At 37.3% G+C, this 12,673-nt stretch carries 8 protein-coding genes and 1 pseudogene; 3 read left to right on the forward strand and 6 right to left on the reverse strand.

Translation table 11 applies throughout. The features are described 5' to 3' along the window. Positions 1-326 precede the first annotated feature (326 nt). Positions 327-1,004 (forward strand): hypothetical protein, encoded by a 678-nt coding sequence (locus tag NSMS1_RS23315; protein WP_224087095.1) that lies wholly within the window; start codon positions 327-329, stop codon positions 1,002-1,004. 184 nt (positions 1,005-1,188) lie between these two features. Here the strand turns inward: NSMS1_RS23315 and NSMS1_RS23320 are convergent, their stop codons facing one another. The 6 genes and pseudogenes from NSMS1_RS23320 to NSMS1_RS23350 all read right to left on the reverse strand — a co-directional run bounded on the left by NSMS1_RS23320 (position 1,189) and on the right by NSMS1_RS23350 (position 9,093). After that, positions 1,189-1,968, reverse strand: a complete 780-nt coding sequence (locus NSMS1_RS23320) for a PEP-CTERM sorting domain-containing protein (protein WP_224087096.1) — start codon at positions 1,966-1,968, stop codon at positions 1,189-1,191. Between the two features lie 192 nt (positions 1,969-2,160). Then, positions 2,161-2,568: pseudogene (locus tag NSMS1_RS35490) on the reverse strand (transposase family protein). 153 nt (positions 2,569-2,721) lie between these two features. Continuing rightward, complete coding sequence (locus NSMS1_RS23330) at positions 2,722-2,916, reverse strand: hypothetical protein (protein WP_224087097.1); 195 nt, start codon at positions 2,914-2,916, stop codon at positions 2,722-2,724. 360 nt (positions 2,917-3,276) lie between these two features. Beyond that, complete coding sequence (locus NSMS1_RS23340) at positions 3,277-3,714, reverse strand: hypothetical protein (protein ID WP_317986526.1); 438 nt, start codon at positions 3,712-3,714, stop codon at positions 3,277-3,279. Between the two features lie 386 nt (positions 3,715-4,100). Continuing rightward, positions 4,101-5,186 carry a glycosyltransferase family 4 protein gene (locus tag NSMS1_RS23345; protein ID WP_224087098.1) on the reverse strand — a complete coding sequence of 362 codons (1,086 nt, stop codon included), beginning with the start codon at positions 5,184-5,186 and terminating at the stop codon, positions 4,101-4,103. Positions 5,187-5,553: 367 nt separating this feature from the next. Next, positions 5,554-9,093, reverse strand: a complete 3,540-nt coding sequence (locus NSMS1_RS23350; RefSeq protein ID WP_224087099.1) for a PAS domain S-box protein — start codon at positions 9,091-9,093, stop codon at positions 5,554-5,556. Between the two features lie 579 nt (positions 9,094-9,672). Here NSMS1_RS23350 and NSMS1_RS23355 point away from each other — a divergent pair. Next, positions 9,673-10,473 carry an ABC transporter permease gene (locus NSMS1_RS23355; RefSeq protein WP_224087100.1) on the forward strand — a complete coding sequence of 267 codons (801 nt, stop codon included), beginning with the start codon at positions 9,673-9,675 and terminating at the stop codon, positions 10,471-10,473. Positions 10,474-10,741: 268 nt separating this feature from the next. Further along, a complete protein-coding gene (locus tag NSMS1_RS23360) occupies positions 10,742-12,592 on the forward strand; it encodes a bifunctional serine/threonine-protein kinase/formylglycine-generating enzyme family protein (protein ID WP_224087101.1) in 1,851 nt (616 codons plus the stop codon). The last annotated feature ends 81 nt before the right edge of the window (positions 12,593-12,673 follow it).

The following is a 12,673-nucleotide window of genomic DNA, read 5'->3' on the forward strand; positions in this document are numbered from 1 at the left end:
CTACCTTCTGAAATTGGTGTACCTCATTTGTATCAAATCCGTTTGCATTGGAATTATATCATCAAGTCCGGGTAATCACTTAGGATATAAGTTTTTGGTGAATAATTGCCTTTTCCCAATTACCAATTACCAGCCCCAACAGATATGATAAGTATTCCACCGGATATGATATCACACCACTCTGCACAAATCGGGAAACCTGCCCATGCAAGTTGCGTAGATTAAAGGAGAGCAAATGATTTATGTACACCGTGGGCTTTTTAACTAGGAAAACTTCAGGTAAATTTTAATTCTAAATTTAGAAAACATTAAAGTCACAAAAATTTATGACTAATTATTTAATAGATCATGTTCTCACAATTGCCAAGAAAAATTATTTTACTGAATTGTCATCATTGAACGCACATCCCAATGTTCGATATGTATTAGAACTTCCTTACGATTACATATTATTTGAATTTTATGATGAGCTTTATAAAGTTATTTATAATACTGATACAGAAATTAACTATGAAGTTGCTAGGAATCCTGAAATGAATCAAAAAGTTCGCCAATTAGGTCAAGAAAAAGAAAGTTTATTACAGCCATTATATTCTCATCCATCTGCCTATGATCGGTTTGGTTATCGTCATAGTTGTATAGTTTATTTTCTAAGAATAAAAAAGCGTGAGTATTGGGTGATGGAACCAGGAAAACCTAAACCAATTGATATTGATATCATAGGATTAATGACTAATTTTTCTAACCAAGTAGAATGTAGTGTTAAATTTAAACAAAATTTAGAAAAAAATGTCAATGCTTATAAAAAAGTTTTAAATGACTGGCGTACTTGGGCCGATAAAAATATGAAAATTAATGCTTTAAGTGAAATTGTATTCCAAGAAGATACAGTAAAAATTAATATTACATTTGAAAATGATTTTGAAGATTTCTTAGTCGTACTTATTGTTATGCTATATGAGACGCGAAAGAAAACATCTATTAATTTGATTCGCTTTGCTTAAAGTTAATAGATTGAGTGACAACGATATCTGGACTTGAATCTGAACTGAAGTGTTCGTGTGTTTAAAGTCTTTCTAGTCACATACTCAGTTTTTGTCAAAATATAAATATTTGGCATAAGTTAGATCGCGTATTTAACGAATAAAATACAGCACTTAATTATTAAGCCGAGTTAATTAAATTAAATTATTTCTTTTGATGTCTTGGATATTTCTTAGACAAAGCACTTAACCCAAGAGCTACCATAGTCCCAATAATAGTACTGGGTTCGGGTACGGGTTGACTAATTGGATTACTCTCTAAAGACACATTCCTAACAGAAAGAGCAGATGAAACAGTGTAATCATCTAAATCGACTACACCAAATGCTATAGTATATGTCCCAGCATTGTTAAAAGTGTATTTGAAAGTTTCAATTCCACTTTCTTTATCAAACGCTACAGAAAAATTAGGATTAGATTGTGTTGCATCATTAATATCTGCTAGCTTCTTAATTTGGTCGTTCACCAATAAAAAACTATAATCATTCAATGACCCACGAAAACTTCCGCTCACCAAAGAAGAATTTTCGTTAGTTAAAAAATTCCTTTGAAAATTTAAAGAGTCCCCAGCGTTGACATTCAACGTCCGCTTAATAGCAGAGCCTTCATAAGCAACACCATTAATATCTAGCGCATCTGCATTCAATCCTAGAAATTCAGTTAAGTTGGGACTAACGAAACCTACCTCACCCGCAGGCTGACCAGAAAAATTAAAATCTCCACTGCTTGCGCCTAACTGAATATCATCATCTAGATTAGCGTCAGTGGACAAAAGTGCTTCTTTGGAGTTTGAGAAGTATACATCCCCAAAACTAGACCAAGGAGAAGGGTTAGTATTAAAATCTAAATCGGCTGCTTTTACTGGGTTAGAAATTAGTAAACTGCCCCAAGCTATAAGACCAAAAAGTTTTAGTGTATTTCTCATATTTTTCTTTGATTATAGAAATATATTAAGCTTTCGTGTTTATTGTTATTGTCTCAACAGTAGTAATTTTTAAATTTATTGATAAATACAAAATATCATAGTAAATGTATTAATTATTTTAAAGTTTAAATGAAGAAGACTTTAAATATTCTTAATATATCCAACCCTTTAAATAGATAAGCTGTTGTGCAGCTAAATCGAATAAACAGCATTACCTTTATTTTTAACTTTGCGTTCCCATTTAATAATAAGACCTCCTTCGTTTAGCAATTTAGTTAATAGTTCTTCTAACTGTTATACCGACTCAAATAATCTGTGAGCTATATATTCTTTGGCTGAATGCCATACCAGTTCAATTAAATTGAAATCTGGACTATAAGGTCGTAAAAACTCCAAAATAATATTTGGCATTTCCGCCCCAATACGAACTAAAATATCACGAATAATTGGTATCCATTCATGAAAAGTGTCGTTAGCTTCCGTCTTAGAAATACCAAATAACATTCCTAATACTTGAAATGTTGGCATCTGTCGTAAGTAAAATAAGCATAAACATACTTGCTCACTTATTAATAATGGCTCTCCCAGACTTGGGTTGATAAATTAACACTAAAAAATGGTTCAAACTGTTGATATAACAAGGTTTCGCTAAAATAAAATCAAGGATTTAATAAAAATTTACTTTATTACTCTTGAATCCTAGACTATGTAAGGATTTAACCTGATATTAAGTATTAATTTGTTGTAGCTAGTCTAGGAGAGCATTAATAATTTTTCTGGGCGACCCCCACCAGCCGCATTAATTCTGATTTTTTGGCTTGACTGTTTGGCTTTAATTTCGTTGTGGCGATTTATAGCACAATTTAATAGCGATTGTAATTGTTCGTAACTAATCACTAAAATTTGTTTTGTGCGTCGTGGATATTTTTGGATATAATCAAAAACCATAACTAATTTTGAAAAATGGTAAATGCTCAATTTAACGTTTTACCATTTTTCTTTCCCTAAGTTAATATTTCGGACAAGTCTAATAGAAACCAAAGCTGGAGTAAACCCTGCTAAACCTACTACTAAATAGATAATACAGATGGTCAAAGCGCAGTAACGCTCTACCATATTTCCTGTTTTGATATTGTCCCTATTTATTTTCAGCCTCATCAATGAAAACTTTCTGCCCACTATTTATTTACTGATTTAGATAAAAGAATCTCATAATTAAAAATCAGTTGAATAGTGAGAGATAACCCTGGCAATTCAACTGATTTTTTGTATGTTTTACTCTATCAAAAGGTAGGAGGAGAGAAAGTCTTAAGGGACATTATAAATATCCCAATATTCAATGCCATCTTCACATAAAATTGCTTCTGCCCGATGAATTTCTTCTTCTGAGCCATCGACTATCAATAGGTAATTGCTTTGCTGTAGGCGATCGCTATATACTCTAGCTCGTTCTTCTGGTATACCTAATTTACCCATTGCATTGACTAGATTCTGTGTAGCGGCTGCACTCACAGCCACACCACCAATACTAGATACCAAAGCTACGCCCACAGAACCAGCTGCCAATACAGTACCTAAACCTGGAAGTGCTAGGCTGGTCAAACCAATCAATAATGTACCCCAACTAGTAGCAGATAAAGTATCACCGATCGCACCTGTTGTATCTGCGTTTTCCTTACCGATGCGATCGCTTGTTTGTACTTGTTGTTTTAAATTTTCAGTTCTTTCCGCATCCTTAGCAATCACTGAGATTTTTTATGTAGGAAAATTCGCAGCTTTTAAGTCACTAATTGCTTGCTCAATCGCTTGAGCTTTGGCAAATACACCTATACCATGTTTTAAAATTGCGGTTTCCATAATTTATACTTTCCCAGTAACAACTAAATTCAAATAAATTACTTGAAAATACTCAAATTTGAGCAATAATTTATCAAGATAATTACAGCAATTTAATCTAATTTTAGTCGTCTAGCTAAAGATATTTTTTTACTAATACCACACCGTATTTATTTATAACTTTAGGTATATGGAAAGGACACAGAACACCGCAAAAACATTTATATAAACTCTGTGCCTCTGTGGTCAAAAAATAATTGATTCAACCGCAGAGAACACAGAGAACAAACTATTAACTATCTACTACTCAGACTCAAACCAGCTTTGCTGCGGTAATGTCCGTTTTTAGCAAAGCGCTGTTGCAGAATTTGCCGATAAACTTCTTCGTAGCCATCAGTCATAGCTTCCTTGCTAAAACGATGCTGCACATACTCGCGGCAAGCATAACGGTCTAAATCTGGTACATTAGCGATCGCATTCACGCACTCTTCTACATTAGTACACAAGAAGCCCGTTTTCCCGTGGGCGATAACTTCTGTAGTCGATCCCAACTTCATGGCAATTACTGGTGTACCTGATGCCATTGACTCTATCATGACTAACCCAAATGGTTCTCTCCAAGTGATGGGGAATAAAGTGGCAACAGCGCCACCCATCAGGACATTTTTTTGTTGATGGTTTGCTTCACCTAAATACTCAACTTGCTTTCCATCAATATGAGGTTCAACTTCTTTGGCAAAATATTCTTTGTCAACAAGGTCTATCTTACCTGCCATTTTCAAGCGCCAGCCGGCTTTTTTCGCAATTTCTATAGCTAGGTGTGGGCCTTTTTCTGCTGACATTCTCCCCAAAAATGCTAAATATGGCGGTTCATCTGGTTGGGGATAAAACTTATAGCTACTAACATCAATGCCGTTGTAAACTGTGCTGATATAATTCATCCCTAATCTAGCTTCCCGTTGTGCATCGGAAATACTCACATAAGGCTGAGATTTGGCATATTGAAACATTTTTTCGTTATCAGGAGTAAAAATACCATGTAAGGTATGAATTGTGGGAATTTTTACTAGCTTTGCATAGGGTAATGAAGCACAACCCATATGTGAATGAATAATATCAAACTCGTCTGCGCGTTCATATACTGCACTCACTTGCAGCATTTCATAAATGTTGTATTCCTTCACACTGGAATCAAGTCTTAGCGCACGGGGATGTACTGACACTAACTTTGCTAAACTGATAGAGTCACCTGTAGCAAACAATGTCACTTCATGTCCGCGTCGGACTAACTCATCTGTTAATAACCCCACCACTAACTCTATACCGCCATAAGCTGGCGGGGGTACTCTTTCCCATAATGGAGCTACTTGAGCAATTCTCATCACAAACCTCCTACAAACTAAGTTTTGAATTAGATGTGTTTGTTTTTGGTTTCAATAGTGCTTCTAAACTCTTATATCTGCACAAGAAACTAGTTTTTAACACCAATTTTTAAATTAATTACATTAGAATTTTAGGCTTTATTTTCGTGATTACCTGTCTACCTTAGTAGGGAACTTTCCTATTCCTAAGAGAGAAATTTATTTTATAATTCATATTTTATGTACATTTAATAAGCAGCTAAGATGCTTTTATTACTTTGAAGGGGAAGGCTTTTAAGTGTGGCGTTTTTTTAGTTAAGGAAAATAAAGTATAAATTCCGCTCAAATATAGAAATAAAGTAAGTAAATTCAGTAACTAAATTAAATCTTATATTTGAAAACAAATTCTAAATTCTGCCCCTTGTTGAGAGTTAATAGCTATACTACCTCTTAACTGCTGCACTAAACCCCGAACTAAATTAATACCCAATTTTTTAGACTTATTACTATTAAAATTCTCAGGTAATCCAATTCCATTATCTTGGATGAGTAATATTAATTCCTGCCCATCTTGATATAACTTAACCCAAATTTCCCCATCATTTTTATCAGGGAAGGCATATTTTAAAGCATTAGAAACTAATTCATTAATAATTAGTCCACAAGGTATAGCCATTTCAATATCTAAGCTTACCTGCTCAATTTGCGTAGTAATCTTAATTTGCTGAGACTGAACGTTATAGGAATCAAGTAAATGATTGATTAACTGTGCAATGTATTGCGGAAAATCAATATTGGCTAGGTTTTCGGAAGAATATAGGGTTTCATGTATTAGGGCAATAGAGGCGATGCGGTTATGACTATCACGTAAAATTTCATGAGCTTGGGTATCTTGAGTACGTCGAGACTGCATTTGTAACAAACTACTGACAATGGCTAAGTTGTTTTTGACGCGATGGTGAATTTCTTTAAGCAATACTTCTTTTTCTCGCAGAGATGCTTCGATATGTTCCTTTGCTCGTTTGCTTTCGGTAATGTCTTCGACAATGTAAGAAAATCTGGGATAACCGTTACCACTGACCGCAATTAGGCATACACTCGCTGAAAGCCATTTTGAATAATTCTCAGTTTCATGGAAATATTCAAACCGAAGTGGAGCCTGAGTTTGTTGAGCTTGACGATAATAACTCACCCATTGTTGAATAACGCTTTGGGGCATACCTAAATCGCTGACAAAGCAATTCTGCATTGCTTCTGGAGTTGTGCCGAAAAACTGCGCGGCTGCGCGGTTATCCGAAATATGCAGGATATTGTTTTCATGTAGCTCCACAATACCCATTAACATGACGCTGCTGTCGAAGAAACTACGCAAAATTGACTCACTATGTTGTAAATCAGTATTGATTTGCGTTAACTGAGCAGTACGTTGGGCAACGCGAATTTCTAACTCTTCCTTGGCTTGTTTTAATTCTTCCTCAGCTTGTTTGCGTTGAGTGATATTTTGGAAAACTATAGCAAGTTTTCGACTTGATTCATCTCCAATCCTGAGCGCATAAACGTCGAACCAACGCTTCATCACCAGGGAATATTGCTCAAAACGAATGGGTTCGCCTGTCAGAGCCACTCTGCCGAAAATTTCAAACCAACAAGCTTCTAAATTAGGTACTAGCTGACGCATAGTTTTACCCACTACGTCTTGGAGTCCCGTTTGTCTGTCAAACTGCGGATTAACTTCTAATAAGCGGTAATCTAATACTGTCTGATTTTCATCAAACAGCATTTCCAAAATGCAAAAGGCTTCATCAATAGAATTAAATAAAGTCCGGTAGCGTTCTTCAGATTGTCGTAAGGCTTCTTGGGCTTGTTTGCGTTCGGTAATTTCTTCGCAAACTACACTGATACCAATAACACAATCGCCATCTTTTAAGGGCAGAAAACTTTCCAACCAAGTTCTGCGTACACCAGGTTGAGCGGGAGTTTCCCCGCTAATTTCTACGTTAAGAAATGGTTCGCCTGTCTCTAGAATGGGGCGTAGTAGTTGTTCGGCTGTGTCTGCCAAATCTGGTATAATTTCCCGTAATGTACGTCCAATATGCTCTTCAACACATACACCATTAATTTGAGCAAGGCGCTGATTAATCCTGACAAAGCGCAAATTGGTATCTAAAACGCTTAAACCTATCGGTGCTGATTGGTAGATGGTTTCAATTTCCGCTAATTGGCGCTGAAGTTGGATTTGATTTTCTTGCAGAGCTGCTTCTGCTTGTTTCTGCTTGGTAATATCTATACAAATACCAATCCATTCGCTAATTGTGTCGTCAGCATCTAGAATTGGTACACCCCTAACAGAAAAATCGCGGTAATTGCCATCTTTCATCCGCAACCGATATTCAGTTTCGTACAAGGTGCGATTTTGATAAGCAGCCTGCCAAGTAGCAGCAACGCGATCGCGCTCATCAGGGTGAACACATTTCAACCAACCGCAACCTAAATGCTCTATTGCTGTTTGTCCAGTTATTTCTTCCCAATTGTCCGGGGCAATTATCGCCATGCCATCGCCATCGGTGCGCCAGACAATCTGAGATGTAGCATGGACTAATGAACGATATCGCTGTTCGCTTTGTCGCAAAGCAACTTCAATTTGTTTGCGTTCTGTTAATTCAGTTTGTAACTGTTCAAATATAATCGATTGTTGAATCGCAATACTAACTTTATTAGCCAACTGTTGCAACAGGGCAATTTCTGAGGATTGCCACTCACGCGACTCTGCGCAATGATGGGCAATTAGTAGCCCCCACAATTGTTCCTTGTTAGCAATAGGAACAACGAGATTAGCTCTAACTTGTAAGTTTTTGAGCATTTCTAAATGACAAGGACTAATTGCAGCTCGATTAATATCAGCTTTTGCTATCACCAAGCCCTCTTGCAAGAGTTTGCGATACTTTTGGCTAAAGCAAGTATCGTAAATATTCTCAGCTAAGACAGATTTCCAGCCAGCAGCTACAGATTCAACAACCGCAGTTCCTCCATTATTAGGAAAAAACTGAAAGATGATGACGCGATCGCACCCCAAAAACTGCCGCACTTCATCGACTGTAGTTTGTAAAGTCTCTTGTAAATTGAGCGATCGCCTGATTCGCTGCGTAATATCCATTACTAAGCGTTGTTGCTCAAATTGCTGTTGTAGTAATATTTGCGATCGCTTACGCTCATCAATAGCCATGACAGTTCCCGTCATCCTGACTGGTTGACCAGTTTCGTCATAAAATGCTTGTCCCAGTCCTTCCATCCAATGAATGCTACCGTCTAACCAAATAATCCGAAATTCACACCGATAGTTACTATGAGTTTGTATTGCCTTTTGTAGTGTTTCTTTAAGTAAAGAGCGGTCTTCAGGATGCAGATGAGCATCAAAAGTCTCATACCTACCATCGAAGCTACCAACAGCCAAGCCAAATAATTTTTCGTGTTCTGGCGACCACTTAATTTCTCCTGTGAGCAAATTCCAATCCCACATCCCCATCTGTGCAGCAGACAAAGCCATTCGCAATTGCTCGGCATTTTCTTGAGCTAATTTTTGGCTAAGTTGTTGAATTTTCTGGTTACTTTTGCGGAAATTCCTGACTAAGAGATTAATTATCAATCCAACTAATAGGAAAATACTTAGATGAAATATATCTTTTGGTTGGTAAAGCCAAAATTGATATCGAGGTTCAACAAATGTATAGTTGATTGCGAGTACTGAAAGAATAACTGTGACTAACCCTGACCACCCGCCCCCATACCAAGTACTAGCGATAATTGCTATATAAAAAATACTAACAATTGCTTCTGATACCAGTGCTTCTAGGCAAAGTGTTAGCAGTAGGGCAATTATAGTAAAACTAACGGCAGTAAAGAAGGGCAATAAGAGCAAGTAAAGTTTCATTATTCTTTCATACCCCTGGTTCATCGCTGACATTAGGTTTAGTTTACGATTTTTTATACACAAAATTTTTGTATCTTAACTTAATATTTAAATGTACTTTCTTCAGCCAAAGGCAATATTTGCTATATGGGTAATCAGCAATCACAGAAATATTCTTTAATTCCATTCTTTTAAATATCAAATAGTAAGCACAAAGATTTTAAAGCATTTAAAAAATGATGGTAATCTTACTGTCAATTTTATGAAATAACTGTAACAGTTGTTTTATGTAAAGTATTGAGAAAATATAATTATGTAATAATATTTTGTAGTTAGTAAGTAGGTGGACACAATTATTTATAAGACGCATTTCGACTACGCTCAATGCTAGTTAACCTTATTAGAAGAGGGTTGAGTTTCGACTACGCGGTAATCGAGCGTAGTCGAGATTCAACTCCCGTGCAGTCGAAACCCGGCGCTATCAAGTTAAGTTTAATTTAGTCCTTCTACTTATTAAGTATTGCAAAGTTAGCGACAATATTGACGTTTGTTATCTTGTCGAATATATTTTAGACTTGACAATACTTTAATTATCAAAACATGAATATTTCTCCTCCGCAAAATAAACCGCGTGTCTCATGGCAGGCGGTTTTCTCCATACTCATCTTCTTATTCATGTACTTACCTATTTTGGTACTGGGATTTTATAGCTTCAATCAATCACCATACAGTGCAACTTGGCAAGCCTTCACCCTTGATTGGTATTACAAGTTGTTAAGTGACGATCGCATCTTATCAGCTTTGAAAAATAGTTTGCTCGTTGCCTTTTGTGCTGTCAGCATCTCCGCCGTGTTGGGAACCCTGATGGCGGTAGGTTTGGCACGTTATCAATTTCCAGGTAAGAAGCTGTACCAAGGTGTAGCTTACCTACCGTTAATTATTCCTGATATTGCGATCGCAGTTGCCACCCTCGTTTTCTTAGCCGCCTTTGCCATTCCCCTCAGCTTGTGGACAATTGTGTCTGCTCATGTGGTATTTTGTTTAGCCTATATTGCTTTAGTTGTTTCATCACGGCTCACAAATTTAGACCCCCACTTAGAAGAAGCTGCACTCGATTTAGGTGCGACACCAGTACAAGCATTTCTTCAAGTATTACTACCCCAATTAATGCCAGGAATTATCTCTGGTTGCCTACTAGCTTTCGTCCTAAGCTTGGATGATTTCTTAATAGCTAGTTTTACTTCTGGTAGTGGTTACAACACCTTACCAATGGAAATATTTAGTCGGATTAGAAGTGGTGTAAAACCTGATATTAATGCTCTCAGTGTCTTGTTAATTTTATCATCAGCAATTATTGCTATCATCGCCGAGTCAGTTCGTTCATTAGGGGAAAGAAAATAAACAAACTTGACAAACTAACACTTTTAAAGATATTATTCTCTTTGTAAGAAATATTAGCTAAATCTTACATACCCAATATACTAATAAATTTCATCTGTATCAGTCCTTTGAATATTCATACAGATGATAATTATTAATTCGTATTGTCAACTCCTCAACTGCAAAGTTATTAAAGATTTGAATTTTGAATTGTGATTTGTCTAGATATTGCTTTTCAATTAGCTAATATTGGGGCTAAGTTTGGACAAGATGCTATTATCCCTTCGTTATGCAAATCTGCCAACATCCCAATTGCTCAAACCCATTCAATCCTGATGGCAATAGATTTTGCATGAGTTGCGGACAAAGCAACTTCGGCAAACTCCTCAGAAATCGCTACCGCGTACTCGGACTATTAGGTGAAGGTGGGTTCAGCAAAACCTACGTAGCCGAAGACGCTGATAGATTAGATGCGCCTTGTGTCATCAAACAGTTCTTCCCACAAGTTCAAGGAACCGGAGAACGCTCTAAAGCAGCAGAGTTCTTTAAAGAAGAAGCATTCCGTCTATATGAACTGGGAGAAAATCACAGTCAAATACCGCGATTATTAGCTTACTTTGAACAAGGTTCTAGCTTATACCTTGTACAAGAGTTTATTCAAGGATTAACTCTTTTACAAGAAGTTAAACAAGAACCATTCACAGAAGAAAAAGTCCGGCAACTGTTAATTGATATATTACCAGTTCTCGATTTCATTCATCTACACAACGTTATTCACCGCGACATCAAACCAGAAAATATTATCCGACGTGATAGTGATGATAAATTAGTATTAATAGATTTTGGGGGAGCAAAACAAGTCACCCAAACGAGTATCGCTAGACAAGCAACAGCTATCTATACCCTTGGTTATGCACCAACAGAACAAATGGCAGGGTTTGCTTGCCATGCTAGTGATTTATATGCCTTGGGTGTAACTTGTGTCAGGTTGTTGACGCAATGTCTACCACAACATAATAGTTATGGGAATTTTGAGGATCATATTTATGATCCCATGAATGGCAAATGGCTATGGCAAGAACATTTACAGCAACAAGGTATCACCGTCAGCGATAATTTAAGCCAAATTTTAGATAAGTTGCTGAAACATTTACCTAACGAAAGATATCAATCAGCCGCAGAAGTTCTTCATGATTTAAAAGTATATACAAACATTGTTGTAGAAACCCAAATACCAACTACTCAACCGACATTAGTACCACAACCTCCAGCTATCCAAAAAACGAAACTACCATTACCCCCCTTACAAACCTTTGAGTTTGAACTGGTGACAGTAGATACAGCCGGGAGAGTAGTAAACCGCGATCGCCATAATGCCCAATATCTGGTAGAACAATTAAATAAAGATATCACCCTAGAAATGGTGTCAATTCCTGGTGGTGCATACCTGATGGGTTCGCCCAACTTTGAAGGAGATGCTGATGAACGCCCCCAACACCAAGTGGCGATCGCACCCTTTTTCATGGGAAAATATCCTGTAACTCAGGCACAATGGCGTGCTGTCGCAGGCTTACCCAAAATCAAGCAAGCCTTAAACCCCTACCCCTCAAAATATAAAGGACAAAATCGACCAGTAGAAAACGTTTCTTGGCATGAAGTTTTAGAGTTTTGTGCCAGACTATCCCAGAAAACTGGACGAGAATATCGCCTCCCCAGCGAAGCCGAATGGGAATATGCTTGTCGCGCCGGAACTACCACCTCATTTCATTTTGGCGAAACCCTCACCTCTGACTTAGCCAACTTTAGCGACGCTGAGAGTCAAAATATCGAAGCCAAAACCAGATACCGCAAAGAAACCACTGATGTTGGTAGTTTCTGTGTAGCCAACGCCTTTGGATTATATGATATGCACGGACTGGTGTGGGAGTGGTGCGCCGACCCTTGGCATATTAACTATAATGGCGCACCAAACAATGGTAGTGTGTGGGAAGAAGGCGGTGATATATATCGCCGGGTGTTGCGCGGTGGTTCTTGGAACTTTGGCGCAGAATTATGTCGCAGCGCCAGTCGCACTTGGAACGAGTCGGATGGCGGTTTGAGGATATGCGGCTTTCGCGTTGTTTTTTCCGTAGGTATGTAGGGACGTACAGATGTACGCCCTCAAAGATAATGGATGTGTTGCAAATATTCTTTGTAATATAAAACTATTAAAATTTCTAGT

This window comes from Nostoc sp. MS1, from assembly GCF_019976755.1.
Lineage (GTDB): Bacteria > Cyanobacteriota > Cyanobacteriia > Cyanobacteriales > Nostocaceae > Trichormus.